The following is a 15,664-nucleotide window of genomic DNA, read 5'->3' on the forward strand; positions in this document are numbered from 1 at the left end:
ACGTATTTGTCGTAACCTTATTAATAACATAATCATCATTTAGCAAACTATGAGCCAGAATAATCTAATTGGTGCGACCGGTTATCGATTTATATCGAAAGGCCAAACCGCTTTTAAAATCCACATCCATACTCCCGAAGATACGGTGTTACATCGTTCTGTCGGTTTTGTTCGTATGGGTGAAGACAAAGCACTAAAGAAAACCATCAAGTTAAGAGATGAGCTTGGCAGAAAGCTCTGGGGAAAGTTTTGGCCAAAAGTCCTTAGAGAGCCCTATCTGATGACGCGTTTACCGCACAGTTTAGAACCTAAAATAGTATTCAAACCAAACCCGACTCAGACAGATCCCGAACATCGAGATGAATGCTACATCGCTAAGTGGCGCGTATTCTCTGAAAGTGGTGAATACAAATATAGAACCAAAGTATGCTCTATAAGGAAGCACGGGCGACTCGCCGCCTACAGCCAAACCAAACGAGCGCTGCTTGAAGCCCACAAAGATGTGATTGAGTTACTTATCTTTATGGGACGATTGAACAGCATCGACCTGAAGTAGTATCAACTTCAGTAAAGCGAGTAAGCTAAGAATCAGCTTCCCATATTTAGCAGATACAGAAACAGCCGCATTGCGGCTGTTTTGATTTATAGGCTTTATCATTATGGTGCTTTAGTAGATTGCTACACCTTAATCGACCACCTAGCTTCGGCATATCTCCGACAGTGTCGTCAGTCGGCGTTTTGATTCTTTCACATAGGGGTTACTTTGATCCCATGCGTAACCAGCCAAAATAGAACACACCATTTGCTTAATCTTCGGGTTGGGATCTTGATAGAAAATCACATCCTGCAAAGTACCTGAGTACCATCCCTCAACATAAGTTCTAAAGGTGTTTACGCCAACCATCAATGGATCTGCATAATCACGTTCCCAATCAACCTTCTCACCATTGAGCTGCTTTTCCACGCACTCAACCGCAAACTGAGCCGACTTCATCGCAATCGTCACACCTGATGAAAATACAGGATCAAGGAACTCACCAGCATTACCTAATAGTGCGTATTTGTCTGTTGCAAGGTGTTTTACGTTGGCAGAATAGCCACCGATTTCACCGGCAGGGTTTGGATACTTTGCATTCGCCAATATTTCAGCCAAACCCGGCTCTTCCGTTGCCAGTTGCTTAATCGCGGCAATCTTGTCTTCTGGGTATGATTCAAAGAACTTAGGCTCCCCGACAATACCAAACGAAGACACACCGTTACTAAACGGGATCAACCAATACCAAACATCAGGGTTGGTTGGGTGCACCGAGATCAGAATTTTGTTGCGGTCATATTCAAGGTCGGTATCAACCTCTGAAATATGGTCGTTAATGTGCGTGAAAATAGCTTTGCGTGGAGGAAGCGATGATGGCTCTTCCAAATCAAGCATCTTCGGTAACACGCGACCAAAGCCACTGCCATCCAGCACATACTGAGCCTCTAGCTGATAGCGTTCTCCATCAAGCACTTGTACGTCTAAAATGGTGCTGTCTTCAGTGAAGTTAATGCCCATCAACTCATGTTGATAATCAATGGTAACACCTTGCGCCTCGGCAGTGTCTGCTAACACCTTGTCAAAGGCGCCTCGTTGAACCTGAAACGTGGTTCCCGGCCCAGCAGAGAACTTATCTTCAAAATTAAACGCGGTGTACACGCCATTTTTACGAAAAGCGGCACCATCTTTAAATTGGAAGTTAGCGTCAGCCACCGCTTCGCTCATCCCAGCTTGTTCAATCACTTCCATGCAAGCAGGTAGTAAGCTTTCACCAATCGAAAAGCGCGGGAAAAGGCTCTTTTCAATCACTCGAACATCGATGCCTTTTTTATGAAGCAAAGACGCAGCAATAGACCCTGATGGCCCAGCTCCGATGATCACTACTTGAGTTGACAGTTTTTTCATTAATTTAAGCCATGTTTGTTATTTTTTATTGCGCGCCAGCTTTCAGTTCAAGAAGCGTATGACCAAGGCCGATATCGTCGGTACGGGTCACCACTTCAAAGCCAGCTTCTTCAACGATCTCTAGGAAATCTTCACTGCGGTAAAAACGGCTGTTGCCATTGGCCAAGCAAGTGAAGTAAAGAGAGGTCGCGTTTAAGCTATAAGAAGCCGCATCGTATTTCTGTGCATCCCAAAACAGTTCAAGGATATAGACCGTCGCCTCTTCTGACATATGAGAGCGAACACGCTTTAATATGCTCAGAATCTCCATTGGCGAGAAGCAATCAAGGAACTGGCTCATCCACCACACATCGGCGCCCGTTGGCAGGGCTTGCTGTTTGTCGAGCATGTTGGCTGGGAATGGAGTCACTCGGTCTCGATGGCCATGTTGTGTCGCGTTTGCCATTGCCATTTCTAGTTGCTGTGGCAAATCAACAATCGTCACCTCAACGTCAGCATCATGGTTGCAGCACTGCATCGCCCACTTACCGGTGTTACCGCCAATATCCACCAGCGATTTAGGTTTCTTACTGAAGACTTTCTCAAGCAAAATAGGGAAAGAACGGTCTGAATAGAAGTGATCAAACTTGAACCAGCTCTCTTTTGCTTTTTCTGGCAATTGAGACAAGCCTTGGTAAATAGTTTCCCAGTCACCCAGCTCTTTCAAACCCGCAGGTGTACCTTCTTCAATTGCTTCAGTTAGATGCATCATCGCGGCGTAACAAACATCGGCTGTGAAATCCATGTTTGCGTTGGTCATACCATCGTGCAGAAGGTAAAAACCAAGGTTGGCCATTTTATAGTTAGGTTTGTCCCAAGTAACAATATGAGCACTTAACGCCATATCAAGCAGAACTTTTACGCCGTACTCAGATACGCCCGTTATTTCCGAAAGAGTCTCTGCAGGTAAACCATCACTGCCCGCGTCATCTAACGCTTTCAAGATACCTAAATCACGAAGTGTACGAGCAGTGTGAAAAACAATTGGAGCGAAAGACAACTTTTGCGCTTCTGTTTTTGCTTCTAATGCATTGAATGGATCTAATTTATATTCCGACACGAAAAACCTAACTTTAAAATAATAGAGGATTACTCAGCTGCCATTTGTGCAAGCTTACGTTTAATATCAACGTTTAAGTTATTAACCCAACGGTTGTAATTACGGTGTATTTCACCATCGTCATACTTCAAATTCTCTGATTCAACGTAAAGAATAGAGTAAAACTTGTCACTATAAGGAATTTCAATCACAGCATGGTGTGAACGAACATACAGTTCTGCACGGATCAAGCCAGGCTTTATTTCTGAAACCAACCAGCCTCGGTTTTCAGCAGACTCATAAATAGCTGATTTCACCTGTTTACTTTGAAGATTAAGTGCAACTGGAGTATCCTCAACATTCATTACAGGTTGGACACGTCCACACCCTGCAAGAACGAATATGAATAACATTGAAACGGCTATTTTTAGTAATTTCATTTAAATTCCTTACCTGTGTTTATTTATAAGCACGCATAGTATTTAGTTAGACCCAAAGCAAATCAATACTTTATGTCAAATCAATCCCAATTAATGTCGTTTAATATTGAGAAATGGTCTGCAAATTCTGCGGGGCTCAATTCCGTTGCCGAATGGCAAACATGGAGCACAAATTTAGATTGGCCACAAGATGGCTCAACTGAATTTAAAGCCATCCCGCCGATGATGCGTCGCCGAATGAGCCTGCAAAGTAAGCTTGCCGTCCAAACCGCATTGACTCTATTAAAAGACACCTCGGTTGATTTTCTGGTTTTTGCCAGCCGACATGGTGAGCTGCACCGAACTGCCACATTGATTCAATCAATCTTAGAAGGTGATGACGCCTCACCAATGGCGTTCTCGCAGTCGGTGCACAATACCGCTGCTGGTCTCACAACGATTGCCGCAAAAGCGCCGATTCCACTGACCTCTATCGCTGCTGGGCAAGATACTTTCCACAATGCTCTGATCGAAGCTTATCTTTACCTACATCAGTATCCGTCACATCGTGTGCTCGTCATTGATTTCGACCAGCCTTTGCCTGAGCTTTACCAAGAATACGAAACACAACACTATGCTGATTATGCTCTGGGCTTAGTGCTCACGACTGGCAGTGAATACTCTATTACTAGAACAGTAGAAGCCAACCAAGCATCTTCCGGGTTACCACAAGGGCTACAAACGCTCCAACATATCTTATTGGGTACAAATAAGTGGACTGTTGCTGGCAAGCACCAAACTTGGTCGTGGATAAATAACGCCAAGACAGGAACACAGCAATGAGCAAGTTAGACCAATATTGGCGAGTGTTTGCGACAGGGTTCTGCTTTACCACTTTTGGGCTGGGAGGCTTAGTATTAAGCTTCATAATCTTACCTTCTATTGCGATAACGACACCCAATATCATTGAAAGAGAGCTCAAAGTTCAGCGACTGATTCGTTTCTCCTTCAATGCTTTTTGCCAAATCATGAAATTCACTGGGGCAATTGACTACCGAATTGATGGTGCCGAGCTGCTGCGCGAAGATCGCAACTGCATCATCGTTGCCAACCATCCGAGCTTAATCGACTATGTGCTGATCGCCTCTCAACTTCCTCAATGTGATTGCCTCGTTAAAGCAGCCATATGGGAAAACCCGTTTATGAAGAGAATTGTTAAAGCGGCGGGTTACATACCCAATCAAGCACCTGATGATCTTTTAGAACGTTGTGAAGAACGCTTTTCACGTGGCAATGTACTGCTGGTTTTTCCCGAAGGAACTCGCACAACGCCAGGAATTGAACCATCCTTACAACGTGGTGCGGCGCAAATTGCTACTCGAACACAAACCGATTTACGCGTGATTCATATTACGGTTTCTCCGACATTCTTAACGAAAGAGAAAAAATGGTATCAAGTTCCTGCTACGAAACCCTTTTTTCATATCGCGGTGAAAGGTAAAATAGAAGTCGCACCATTTATTGAGAATGCAAATAACTTAACTTCGGCAGCAAGACGCCTTAATCATCATCTTGCACACACTATTTTCCCTTCCGAAGAAAGTATTTAGCTCATCAATAAACAACCGGCGATATCGGCATTTCGAAAATACCTCGCATAATGTAGAATCGCCCCCTTAAAGCAGCATTCAGATAAAGCATTAAGTAGGCCAAAGTGGAAACATTACACAACGAACTGAAACAACTGATCATCGACGCATTGAACCTTGAAGACATGAGCATTGATGAGATTGAAACAGAAGCTCCACTATTTGGTGATGGACTTGGACTAGATTCTATCGATGCACTTGAGCTTGGTCTTGCTATCAAGAAAAAGTACAACATTGTTATCGATGCCGACGATTCAAACACTCGACAGCACTTTGCGTCAGTTGAAAATCTAGCGAACTACATCTCTTCTCAAACAAACAACTAGACAGATCTTTATGACACAAGCGAACCAACAAGAAGTATACAATCAGGTTAAAGATGCGCTTATTGAGCTGTTTGAGCTTGATGCCGAAGATATCACGCCTGAAGCACACCTTTATCTCGACCTAGACCTAGACAGCATTGATGCGGTTGATTTGGTCGTTCATTTACAGAACGTAACGGGTAAGAAGATCAAACCTGAAGAGTTCAAAGCAGTACGCACCGTTAATGACGTTGTGGAGTCTGTGGTTGAACTATTGAAGGACGCCTAATGCGTCCTCTGCTGACTTTATTGTCGGCAATCATACTTTTCACTTATCCAATAGCGGTTTACTTTGGGCTCAACAAGTTTGGCCTACAAACCGTTGGTATCGTCTTAGCCGCTATCTTTGCTGTCCGCATTTTCACCGGTGGTCAGGCTAAGATCAAAGAGCTAAAACACCTAGCTTGGATCAGTGGAAGTGCCGGAATTGTTCTACTGGCATTAGGGTTAGCCTTCAAACAGCATGGCTGGTTAACCTATTATCCCGTCATCGTTAATGTTTGTATGTTGGCTGTATTCGCTTCAAGCCTATGGCAACCGCAAACTATTATCGAACGTCTTGCTCGACTCCAAGAGCCTGAACTTCCGCAAAGTGGTGTTGATTACACACGAAAAGTCACCAAGGTTTGGTGCCTGTTCTTTGTTATCAATGGCTCTATCGCCCTTTACACCTGTTTCCAGCCTCTTGAAATATGGACCCTATACAATGGCTTACTCAGCTATTTGTTCGCCGGGTTACTCTTTGCAGGAGAGTGGGTGGTAAGACAGCGCATTCGTCAGAGTTAAATTGTTATGACCCAAACCGTATCTTACATCTCATTGTCTGAACTCCTCAGTCAAAACCGAGCCCCTGAATCTATTGTCTGCTTTGACGACAATAGTGAGATTACTTGGCAAACATTTAACGACGACTTATCTCAACTCGTACACCTTTTATCTTCATCCCCTTTTCAACGAGTTGCGATTTGTACCCAAGACAGCTACCTATTTTCGGTGGCCTTTTTGGCATGTGCTGTCAGCAAAAAACACATCATCTTACCGGGTAACTATCAACCTTGTGCGCTTGCCGAGCTGAGTGAGCATTTTGATTGCCTGTTAGTTGATGACTCGATTGGTGAAGTTGAGGTTAGTGAAGTTAGCAATATCCAAAACTTATTGGACTCAAACCCTAAAGCACAACAACCTCTAATCGATAATCTTTCGCCCATTGATTTGGCAGCTATCCACTTGACCCTGTTTACTTCAGGTTCAAGTGGTACGCCCAAAGCTATAGACAAAACCTTAGAGCACCTAGATATTGAAATCGCTCAGCTAGATAAAAACTGGGGCGATTTACTTAAGGGCAACCGAGTCCACAGCACGGTTTCACACCAACATATCTATGGTCTGTTGTTCCGAATTTTATGGCCACTTTGTTCTGGTGTTCCATTTGCTCGACACAATCTTGAGTACCCTGAACAAATCCTATCTCACGCTAACAAACAGAGCGTGCTGATCAGTAGTCCTGCGCTACTCAAACGATTAAAACACGAGACAGAGTTTGCACAGCTAGCTGGTGTGTTTTCTTCTGGTGGCCCTTTACCAACCGAATCGGCTCACCAAGCACTTAATTTGTTAGGACATTTTCCCATCGAGGTATTTGGCAGCACAGAAACCGGTGGCATCGCATTTCGTCAGCAAGAGAGCGCTCAAACGCCTTGGCAGCTTTTTGACTGTATTGAGGCTAGTCTCAACAGTGAGAATTGCATTAAGTTATTGTCGCCGTACATCGACAAAAACAACTGGTATCAAACCGCCGATGAGTGCGAAATGGTTTCGGATAATCAATTTATATTGAAAGGCCGAACCGACCGAGTGATCAAGATTGAAGAAAAACGAGTATCACTGGTTGAAGTCGAAAAGCGACTTGAGCAACTTCCTTGGATAAGCGAGTGTGTTGTCATTCCATTTGAAGAACCGGAGCGCTTAATCTTGGCGTCGGCTTTGGTATTATCAGAGGAAGGCCAAGCGAAACTCGCCACCATGAGTAAAGGTAAATTCTGGTTGATGCTGCGTTCAGAACTTAGAAAATGGTTAGAACCGATCGCTATCCCAAGAAAATATCGCATTGTTGATGAGATTCCACTCAACAGCCAAGGTAAGCGACTAACCTCTCATATCGAACAGCTAATAAAATCATAGAAACCGCTGATCGTATTTTACACTGAGATTATCTTTTTATATTTTTGTCAGAACACCCATTTTCAGCCCAAGGATTCTAAACACACGCTATGGATAAGAGAAAACCAAACGTCATTGCTGTTGACACTGCAGAGAAAGAATCGACCCTGACACTCCATATTGCTGGTGACATCACCGATTTTAAGGGGCACTTCAAGAGCTTCCCTATTCTTCCTGGTGTTACGCAGATTGATTGGGCACTTCACTACGCAGTCCAAGAACTGAGTGTCCCTGGTTTTTTTAAAGGCATGGAAGTCATCAAATTCCAAGAACCGATCCTGCCAGACTCGACCATACAGTTGTCACTCAAGTGGGACGCTGACAAAGACAAACTTAGCTTTAGTTACACCTCAAACAACGGCGAACAGATTCACTCTTCAGGCAAAATGAAGCTGGGAGAGAAAAGTGAATAGCGCTGAGGCTGTTTCTCAACACGCACTTGAAGAAAGCAACTACAAGGCTTGCTTCCTAATTCCGTGCTTTAACCACGGCGCAACCATGCCCTCGGTGGTCTCATCACTTCTTAATTTCGAACTTCCGATCATTATTGTTGATGATGGCAGTGAACTCGAGACCAAACAGTTTCTGACTCCACTTGCCGATAGCCCAAGCGTGACTTTGGTAACACTTGATCAGAACCAAGGCAAAGGCGGCGCAGTAAAAGAGGGCATCAAGCGAGCGCAAGAGCTCGGCTTTAGCCACGCTATTCAGATTGATGCTGACGGACAGCATGACCTAGACGCCCTACCCGCGTTAATCCAAGCTTCGCAAGACAAACCTCTGCGCTTGATATCAGGTCAGCCTGTTTATGACGAGAGCGTGCCTAAAGCAAGGCTCTACGGACGCTACGCGACACATATCTGGGTATGGATAGAAACCCTATCTCTCTCGATTAAAGACAGCATGTGTGGCTTTAGAGCGTATCCAATCGATAAGACGCAAACCGTACTGAATAAATACGATGTCGGTTCGAGAATGGACTTTGATATCGAGATTCTGGTTCGCCTGTATTGGGAAGGCTGCGATATCGACTTCGTTGAAACGCGTGTTATCTACCCAGAAAATGGTATCTCTCATTTCGATGCACTGTGGGACAACGTAAAAATCAGTTGGATGCACACAAGACTGTTCTTCGGCATGCTGCCGAGAGCACCAAAATTGATTGCTCGTCATTTCAAATCAGATTCCGCCGAGAGCTTATCTGCAGCTAAGAGTTTGCCAGCTGAAAATAGCCAAGGTTCCTCGGCAGATTCAAGACAAGTAAATTCCGAACAAATAGGTCCAGAACAACCCCATTGGTCGCGTACTCAAGAACGCGGCACTGTGCTGGGAATCAAACTGTTATTGGCCGTTTATACCTTGTTGGGCCGAGGCGTATTTAATCTGATTTTACGCGGCGTGATGCGTTACTACCACCTAACGGGCAAACGTGCACGAAACGCCTCAGAACAGTACCTATTTCAGCTTAAGGCATACGCTGAACAACAGAATATTGAGTTACCCGCTGAATTAACCAGTTATAACCATTTGCTCTCGTTTGGCCATACCATGCTAGACAAGTTGGCTGCATGGAAAGGGGATTTTTCGGTCGATAACCTGAGCATTCATGGTCAAGAACAATTTGAGAGCATGGTGGCAAATAAGCAAGGTGTGCTAATCCTAGGTTCTCATCTTGGCAACATCGAACTGTGTCGAGCTTTGGGTCGCAGACACTCGAACATCAAAATCAATGCATTGGTTTTTACCGAGCACGCTGAGCGTTTTAATTCGGTGATGAAAGCGGTCAACCCGCAGTCTGATTTAAACCTGATTCAGGTAACTTCAATGGGGCCTGATACTGCTATCTTGTTGCAACAGAAACTGGAACAAGGTGAGTGGATTGTGATTGTTGGCGATAGAACCTCCACCAACAAAGAGAGCCGTTCAGTATGGGCTGAGTTTTTGGGTAAGGAAGCGCCCTTCCCTCAAGGGCCATTTATGTTAGCCTCTGTTCTCAAAGCGCCAGTATTTCTATTATTTGGGCTACGTGATGACTCACAATCTAAGCCGCATTTTAATGTCTATTTCGAGCATTTTAGCGACAAGATAGAACTACCCAGAAAGACTCGCGAACAATCTTTACAGCAAGTCGTGCAAAAATACGCAAATCGACTTGAGCACTACACACTGAAAGCACCGCTTCAGTGGTACAACTTTTTTAATTTTTGGACATTGAGCAAGCACCATGACGAAAAAGAATCCAAATAGCATCACCTTTGGTGCCGAACGCCTCACGATTGAGGATGTTGTCGCTATCTCACAAGGCGCAAAAGCTTCGATGAACTCAAGTGAAGCCTTCACATCTAAGATCGACCGTGGTGTCGCTTTCTTAGAGCGTCTGTTGAAAGAAGAAGGCGTGATCTATGGTGTGACAACCGGTTACGGTGACTCATGTACCGTTGCAATTCCGCCAAACCTAGTTGACGAGCTACCACTGCATTTAACACGTTTTCACGGCTGTGGTTTAGGCGAAATACTGTCTCACGAACAATCTCGTGCAGTATTAGCAACTCGCCTGTGTTCTCTGTCACAAGGTGTCTCTGGTGTGACTCATGATTTGCTCAACCAGATCGTTACTTTGATTAACCAAGACATCTCACCGCGTATTCCTCAAGAAGGATCGGTGGGTGCCAGTGGTGATTTAACGCCGCTGTCTTACTTAGCGGCCGCACTGATTGGTGAGCGCGATGTTATCTACAAAGGCGAAGTTCGCCCTACTAGTGACGTCTACAAAGAGCTAGGAATTAGCCCTATCAAGCTTAAGCCAAAAGAAGGCTTGGCATTGATGAATGGCACCTCAGTAATGACCGCTCTGGCTTGTATCGCCTACAAACGTGCAGAATATCTAGCTCAGCTGTCGACTAAGATCACGGCAATGGTGTCTGTGGGTATGCAAGGTAATGACTTCCACTTCGATGAAGCGCTGTTTGCAGTGAAGCCTCACCCTGGTCAACAACAAATTGCAGCGTGGTTACGCGACGACCTTCAAGCAGAACGCCCACCTCGCAACAGTGACCGTCTGCAAGATCGTTACTCATTGCGTTGTGCTCCACACGTTATCGGTGTCGTTCAAGACTCTCTGCCTTGGCTTCGCCAAATGATTGAGAATGAGCTCAACAGCGCTAACGACAACCCAATTATCGATGGCGACAACGAGCGCGTACTGCACGGTGGACACTTCTACGGCGGCCATATTGCCATGGCGATGGATACGTTAAAAACAGCAGTAGCCAACCTTGCGGATCTGCTTGATCGCCAAATGGCACAGTTGATGGATTACAAGTTCAACAACGGACTGCCATTTAACCTAACAGGCGCAGAAGGCGAACGTAAGCCAATCAACCACGGCTTCAAGGCAGTACAGATCGGTGTTTCGGCTTGGACAGCAGAAGCACTAAAACACACCATGCCAGCAAGCGTGTTCTCTCGTTCTACTGAATGTCACAACCAAGATAAAGTCAGCATGGGTACCATTGCTGCTCGTGATTGTTTACGCGTTCTAGAGCTAACGGAACAAGTGGCAGCGGCATCACTTCTGGCGGGTACACAAGCACTCGAGCTTCGTAAACGTCACAATGAGCTTGATGAGCACCACATGAGTGAAAACCTAAAGTACATTCGCGACGAAGTGCTTAAAGAGTTTGAATTTATCGTTGAAGACCGACCACTTGAAGGCGATCTACGCCACTTCATTGCTCGTATTCAAAGTCAGCACTGGTCACTTTACTCATAGAGTAGCTAACCCTTTACGCAATATTGTTGAGAGCGATTTATGTCTGAAATCCTTCATCCATTACAATCTGAGGTGACACTTATCACCTCATTCCAAGATGCCGACCCGATGGGCGTGATCTATCACGGTAATTACTTCCGATTTTTTGAAGAAGTAAGGCGTATCATGATGGATAAGATTGAGTACAACTACCATGAGATGAAGGATTCGGGCTACATGTGGCCGATCATCGACACGCGTGTAAAGTACATTAAGGCGATACCGTTCAATCATCAGATCAAGGTATCGGCTAAGTTGACTGAATGGGAAAACCGCCTGCGTGTTGACTACGAAATTCACGATGCCAACACAGGTGCTCGCATGACACGCGCCCACACAATGCAGGTTGCGGTGACCATTGAAGAACAAGAGATGTGCTTCGCTTCACCGAAAGTGTTTACAGATAAAGTCGAGCATTGGCATCAATTTGGCTGCTTACCCCAATCAACTGAACAGCAACCAAGCGACCAACAATCAGACCAACCTCAAGTATCTAACACACAGCAGCAGGTGAAACATGAGTCTGTTTAAACGCAGTCGCAAACACATCAGCATCGCACTACTAGGGCTTGCCTCAATGACGGCGAGTAGTTTTGTTATTGCTAATGAAAGTACAGCTACGGTTGGTTCTATTTCAGATCTGCAAACAGTATTAAGCGCAAACAACATAGTGCGTGGTGAGTTCACCCAAACGCGCAACATGGAAATGTTCGCCCAGCCTTTGACGTCACAAGGTACTTTCCTGTTAGACAAGTCGAATGGTTTGCTTTGGACGCAAACTACCCCCTTTCCTGTGAGCTTGGTGTTAACCGATAACAAGCTGAGCCAAAGGTTTGCCGATCAACCCGCTAAAATCATTACCGACAAAGAAAACCCAATGGCGTTTTATTTCAGCCATATATTCTTATCGGTGTTCCACGGGGATACGCAAAAACTCCAAGAACAATTCTCACTCGACTTTGAGCCTGCAACCACTACAAACACTGATCAAAGTGCAAACGCAAGTTCACAAGACACACGATGGACACTCACTCTAAAGCCGAAAAGTGCGCCGATGAACGCGGTGTTTGAAGCCATTACGCTGCAAGGTAAAAATGATATTGAACGTATTGAGTTGAGAGAGATTCGTGGAGACAGCACGGTGATCGAATTTAGCCAATTAAGCCATCTACCGGAAGTATTATCAGATGCTGAAGCGCAACAATTCCAACTCTAGTCTGGCCCTTGTTTGGCTTGTTATCGTAGTACTATTTAGCGTATTGTTAATAAAACAATTCGCTTTTTCTTCGTCGGTACCGATTGAAAGCAACATTCTAAAGTTACTACCAGAAAACCAGCAAGACCCAATGGTAGAGCAAGCCTTCCAGCAGATATCCAGCTCGATGAGCGAGCAAGTAGTGTTTATCATCAGCGCCCCCGACATCGACCAAGCCATGATTGCGACCGACGCTTTTGAAAAAGCTCTCAACCAAAGAGCTTTTTCAAGTCAGCCAACTCTGTTTAAGCAAGTTCAAGGCAAAATCAACGCCAGCACCCAAAGCCAGTGGAGCGATTTCTACTTTCGTCACCGAGCTCAACTGCTGACCCAACAACAAAAAGAGACACTGACACACTCGCCGGATTCGCGAGCTCAATATGTCATCCAGTCTCTGTACAATCCATTCTCAGGCGTCACTGCAGCCGAACTGTCGATGGATCCATTTCTGCTATTTCGCGACTACATCAGTGCTGTTGGCGTTCAATCAAGTAACTTTGTTCTGAAAGAAGGGTACCTCACCGCTCAATCTAATGACCAAACTCATATTTTGGTCACGGCTACGCTGGCTGGCTCACCTTATAGCTTGGCGATTCAAGAACAACTTCCTGATCTTGATTCAATTGAGCTCGAGGTCGAAAAACAGTTTAGCGTCAAAGTGCAGCATACCGGTGTGGTGTTCTACGCAAATTACGGCACCGAAAGCGCGAAATCAGAAATCAGTACTATTGGTTTGGGCTCATTAGCCGGTGTTATTTTATTGGTGTGGCTGACGTTTCGTAGTGCCCTACCACTTGCCTTATCCTTGCTTTCCATCAGCACTGGGTTGTTGGTTGCTCTTACAAGCACCGTCGCTATCTTCGGCAAGGTTCACCTATTTAGTTTGGTGTTCGGTGCCAGCTTGATTGGCGTATCCATCGACTACTCTTTTCATTACCTAACCGATCGTTTGGCGGCGGGTAATCAATGGCAAAGCAACAAAGGGTTGAAACATATTATCGTTGCGATCACCTTGGGTCTGATCACCAGCTTGATTGGCTACCTAGGTCTGTTGGTGGCACCTTTCCCGGGTTTACAGCAACTTGCTCTGTTTTCGTCGATTGGGCTTATTGCGGCTTACGCCAGCGTGGTGTGTTGGTACCCAGTTTTAGCTGCAAAACCAAGTCAAGAACGCCCGCTTCCCTTGTCGAAGCTTTGGCATACCTGGTTAAGTCTCTGGAGCAACCAAAAGTTTAGAATTGGCTTACCATTAATAGTGACTGTCGTTAGCTTGATATCACTCAGTCAAATTCGCTACGACGACGATATTCGCCAACTTCAAGCGATGCCTGATCAACTCAAACAGCAAGAGCAAGCCATTACTGAGATATCAGGATTAGGCAGTGGCCAAAATATGCTGCTGGTGACCGCTAAGAGCGATCAAAAGCTACTCAAAAAACTGGCAGAAATCACCGCGAGCTTAGACTCTTTAATCGATAGCCAAGGTATCTCAGGATATCGCAGCATCAATCAGCAGTTGTTAAGTAAACAAGACCAGCATGATAACTATCAATTGGTTGAACAACTCTATCGCCAGCAAAGCCATATCTTACAGAACACGCTTGGTTGGCCTAGCTTTCCAGAATTACCTAAGTTCGAAGCAATCACGGTATCTGGATTTTTAGAATCACCGGTGTCAGAACCTGTTCGACCACTTTGGTTAAAACCTATCGATGGACAAGCGGCATCAGTCATTTTGATCAAAGGCGTTACAAACTCAGCACTGTTCTCTCAATGGCTCGATTCAAGCTTTGCTCAGCAACAAGGTGTTAAATACCTTAATAAAGCCGATGAAATCTCCGCTCTCTTTGAGGAATACAGAGTCAAGATCACCGAGCTATTATTGATAGCTTTGGCCGCTATTGGGATGGTTTTAGGTTGGCGCTACGGTGTGAAGCAAAGCCTATTAATGCTGTTGCCTTCATTGATTGCCGGAGTCGCAGGTTTAGCGGTCACCAGCATTTTAGGCTCGACACTGAATCTGTTTAACCTGCTTGGACTGATTCTAATTTTAGGGATTGGTATCGACTATACCCTGTTCTTTGCTGAGCAGAAAAAATCGCTAAGCACCTTATTAGCGATTACCCTATCGGGTCTCACAACGTTGCTTTCATTTGGCTTACTGTCACTAAGTCAGACTCATGCCATTCATAGTTTCGGCGTTACCGTCTTAACGGGTATTTTTGTGGCGTGGTTGCTTTCTCCACTCGCGATCAACAATAGCAAAAACGTAGAAAGACCAACTTCTCGAGAGGTTTTTAGATGATCAGGACATTAAAGGTAACCTTCGTCACGCTAGTGGGTGTAATGCTCAGTGCCTGCTCGATGGTTTCTCAGCAGCCAACTGGTGCAAGTGTGTCTATCAACAATGACACCGAGCTAGCACTACCATTGCCAGCTGAACTGGGATACTCCCTCACGGCCAGTCAGCTCATCAGCGCTACGTGGAAAACCGATACGCAGCAATTGCCTGTTCAAGTCGAAGTGACAGCGGATAAAGTAGTTTTGGCGGGGTTTTCTTCTTGGGGTACTCGCATCCTATCGCTGCAATATCAAAATCAAGTGATTGATACGCAGGTTTTGTCTGGGCTTGGCGCAACTTTGCCACAACCTGAACAGGTGCTATTTAATTTGATGCTGACCTTATGGCCGACTGAAGCCTGGACTCAGCCTTTGCAAAACATAAGTTGGCATCTAGTCGATACTGACAATACAAGAACCGTGTTTGACGACGACCAACAAGCCATTATTCGTATAGAGTATCAAGCAAAAGCTAATGAGCAGAAGCTCTCTGGAGACATTGTTTTCAAGCATTTGATTCAAGGCTACACCATCACTATACAAACGTTGAACTCAACGATTGTCGATAACCCAAATAAGAGCTAAACA

At 45.1% G+C, this 15,664-nt stretch carries 17 protein-coding genes; 14 read left to right on the forward strand and 3 right to left on the reverse strand.

The genetic code is table 11. The annotated features are described in order from the left end of the window. The first annotated feature begins 49 nt into the window (after nt 1-49). The gene (locus L3V35_RS11120; RefSeq protein ID WP_017084506.1) at nt 50-556 is read left to right on the forward strand and encodes a hypothetical protein; all 507 of its coding nucleotides are present in this window, start codon (nt 50-52) and stop codon (nt 554-556) included. Between the two features lie 141 nt (nt 557-697). Here the strand turns inward: L3V35_RS11120 and L3V35_RS11125 are convergent, their stop codons facing one another. Genes L3V35_RS11125 through L3V35_RS11135 form a run of 3 tightly spaced genes read right to left on the reverse strand, consistent with a single transcriptional unit; the run spans nt 698 to nt 3,457 of the window. Then, complete coding sequence (locus L3V35_RS11125) at nt 698-1,939, reverse strand: NAD(P)/FAD-dependent oxidoreductase (protein ID WP_237299674.1); 1,242 nt, start codon at nt 1,937-1,939, stop codon at nt 698-700. Between the two features lie 25 nt (nt 1,940-1,964). Then, a complete protein-coding gene (locus L3V35_RS11130; RefSeq protein WP_237299676.1) occupies nt 1,965-3,038 on the reverse strand; it encodes a methyltransferase in 1,074 nt (357 codons plus the stop codon). A 29-nt stretch (nt 3,039-3,067) separates the two neighbouring features. Then, nucleotides 3,068-3,457 (reverse strand): hypothetical protein, encoded by a 390-nt coding sequence (locus L3V35_RS11135; protein ID WP_017084503.1) that lies wholly within the window; start codon nt 3,455-3,457, stop codon nt 3,068-3,070. A gap of 72 nt (nt 3,458-3,529) precedes the next feature. On the opposite strand from L3V35_RS11135, the gene L3V35_RS11140 reads away from it, so the two are divergent. The 13 genes from L3V35_RS11140 to L3V35_RS11200 all read left to right on the forward strand — a co-directional run bounded on the left by L3V35_RS11140 (nt 3,530) and on the right by L3V35_RS11200 (nt 15,661). Beyond that, complete coding sequence (locus tag L3V35_RS11140; protein WP_017088082.1) at nt 3,530-4,279, forward strand: beta-ketoacyl synthase chain length factor; 750 nt, start codon at nt 3,530-3,532, stop codon at nt 4,277-4,279. Further along, nucleotides 4,276-5,046, forward strand: coding sequence for a lysophospholipid acyltransferase family protein (locus L3V35_RS11145; protein ID WP_237299678.1), 771 nt, complete (start codon nt 4,276-4,278; stop codon nt 5,044-5,046). The genes L3V35_RS11140 and L3V35_RS11145 overlap by 4 nt, the downstream gene beginning before the upstream one ends. Before the next feature lie 104 nt (nt 5,047-5,150). After that, nucleotides 5,151-5,411, forward strand: a complete 261-nt coding sequence (locus L3V35_RS11150) for a phosphopantetheine-binding protein (RefSeq protein ID WP_004736154.1) — start codon at nt 5,151-5,153, stop codon at nt 5,409-5,411. A gap of 10 nt (nt 5,412-5,421) precedes the next feature. After that, nucleotides 5,422-5,679, forward strand: coding sequence for an acyl carrier protein (locus L3V35_RS11155; protein WP_004739745.1), 258 nt, complete (start codon nt 5,422-5,424; stop codon nt 5,677-5,679). Continuing rightward, entirely contained in the window at nt 5,679-6,236 is a 558-nt protein-coding gene (locus L3V35_RS11160; protein ID WP_017076838.1) for a septation protein IspZ, read from the forward strand. The genes L3V35_RS11155 and L3V35_RS11160 overlap by 1 nt, the downstream gene beginning before the upstream one ends. 6 nt (nt 6,237-6,242) lie before the next feature. After that, a complete protein-coding gene (locus L3V35_RS11165; RefSeq protein ID WP_237299680.1) occupies nt 6,243-7,631 on the forward strand; it encodes an AMP-binding protein in 1,389 nt (462 codons plus the stop codon). 89 nt (nt 7,632-7,720) lie between these two features. Continuing rightward, nucleotides 7,721-8,083 carry a 3-hydroxyacyl-ACP dehydratase gene (locus L3V35_RS11170; protein WP_010439237.1) on the forward strand — a complete coding sequence of 121 codons (363 nt, stop codon included), beginning with the start codon at nt 7,721-7,723 and terminating at the stop codon, nt 8,081-8,083. After that, nucleotides 8,076-9,917 (forward strand): glycosyltransferase family 2 protein, encoded by a 1,842-nt coding sequence (locus tag L3V35_RS11175; RefSeq protein ID WP_237299682.1) that lies wholly within the window; start codon nt 8,076-8,078, stop codon nt 9,915-9,917. Before L3V35_RS11170 ends, L3V35_RS11175 begins: the two co-directional genes overlap by 8 nt. Further along, on the forward strand, nt 9,895-11,442 hold the full coding sequence (locus L3V35_RS11180; protein ID WP_237299684.1) for an aromatic amino acid ammonia-lyase: 1,548 nt from the start codon (nt 9,895-9,897) through the stop codon (nt 11,440-11,442). The genes L3V35_RS11175 and L3V35_RS11180 overlap by 23 nt, the downstream gene beginning before the upstream one ends. Before the next feature lie 39 nt (nt 11,443-11,481). Then, nucleotides 11,482-12,012 (forward strand): acyl-CoA thioesterase, encoded by a 531-nt coding sequence (locus tag L3V35_RS11185; RefSeq protein WP_017093402.1) that lies wholly within the window; start codon nt 11,482-11,484, stop codon nt 12,010-12,012. Beyond that, the gene (locus tag L3V35_RS11190; RefSeq protein ID WP_114633092.1) at nt 11,999-12,697 is read left to right on the forward strand and encodes an outer membrane lipoprotein carrier protein LolA; all 699 of its coding nucleotides are present in this window, start codon (nt 11,999-12,001) and stop codon (nt 12,695-12,697) included. Before L3V35_RS11185 ends, L3V35_RS11190 begins: the two co-directional genes overlap by 14 nt. Continuing rightward, nucleotides 12,669-15,041: an MMPL family transporter gene (locus L3V35_RS11195; RefSeq protein ID WP_237299686.1), complete on the forward strand. Its 2,373-nt coding sequence runs from the start codon at nt 12,669-12,671 to the stop codon at nt 15,039-15,041. The genes L3V35_RS11190 and L3V35_RS11195 overlap by 29 nt, the downstream gene beginning before the upstream one ends. Further along, nucleotides 15,038-15,661 (forward strand): DUF3261 domain-containing protein, encoded by a 624-nt coding sequence (locus tag L3V35_RS11200; RefSeq protein ID WP_237299687.1) that lies wholly within the window; start codon nt 15,038-15,040, stop codon nt 15,659-15,661. Before L3V35_RS11195 ends, L3V35_RS11200 begins: the two co-directional genes overlap by 4 nt. Nucleotides 15,662-15,664: the final 3 nt, after the last annotated feature.

This window comes from Vibrio sp. L5-1 (assembly GCF_021728315.1).
GTDB classification, from domain to species: Bacteria; Pseudomonadota; Gammaproteobacteria; order Enterobacterales; family Vibrionaceae; genus Vibrio; species Vibrio splendidus_K.

Bases quoted from the DNA above. Each gene is read 5' to 3' on its own strand.
- L3V35_RS11120 (WP_017084506.1), top strand. From the start codon at position 50: ATGAGCCAGAATAATCTAATTGGTGCGACCGGTTATCGATTTATATCG.
- L3V35_RS11125 (WP_237299674.1), bottom strand. From the start codon at position 1,939: ATGAAAAAACTGTCAACTCAAGTAGTGATCATCGGAGCTGGGCCATCA.
- L3V35_RS11135 (WP_017084503.1), bottom strand. From the start codon at position 3,457: ATGAAATTACTAAAAATAGCCGTTTCAATGTTATTCATATTCGTTCTT.
- L3V35_RS11140 (WP_017088082.1), top strand. From the start codon at position 3,530: ATGTCAAATCAATCCCAATTAATGTCGTTTAATATTGAGAAATGGTCT.
- L3V35_RS11145 (WP_237299678.1), top strand. From the start codon at position 4,276: ATGAGCAAGTTAGACCAATATTGGCGAGTGTTTGCGACAGGGTTCTGC.
- L3V35_RS11155 (WP_004739745.1), top strand. From the start codon at position 5,422: ATGACACAAGCGAACCAACAAGAAGTATACAATCAGGTTAAAGATGCG.
- L3V35_RS11160 (WP_017076838.1), top strand. From the start codon at position 5,679: ATGCGTCCTCTGCTGACTTTATTGTCGGCAATCATACTTTTCACTTAT.
- L3V35_RS11165 (WP_237299680.1), top strand. From the start codon at position 6,243: ATGACCCAAACCGTATCTTACATCTCATTGTCTGAACTCCTCAGTCAA.
- L3V35_RS11170 (WP_010439237.1), top strand. From the start codon at position 7,721: ATGGATAAGAGAAAACCAAACGTCATTGCTGTTGACACTGCAGAGAAA.
- L3V35_RS11180 (WP_237299684.1), top strand. From the start codon at position 9,895: ATGACGAAAAAGAATCCAAATAGCATCACCTTTGGTGCCGAACGCCTC.
- L3V35_RS11185 (WP_017093402.1), top strand. From the start codon at position 11,482: ATGTCTGAAATCCTTCATCCATTACAATCTGAGGTGACACTTATCACC.
- L3V35_RS11190 (WP_114633092.1), top strand. From the start codon at position 11,999: ATGAGTCTGTTTAAACGCAGTCGCAAACACATCAGCATCGCACTACTA.
- L3V35_RS11195 (WP_237299686.1), top strand. From the start codon at position 12,669: ATGCTGAAGCGCAACAATTCCAACTCTAGTCTGGCCCTTGTTTGGCTT.
- L3V35_RS11200 (WP_237299687.1), top strand. From the start codon at position 15,038: ATGATCAGGACATTAAAGGTAACCTTCGTCACGCTAGTGGGTGTAATG.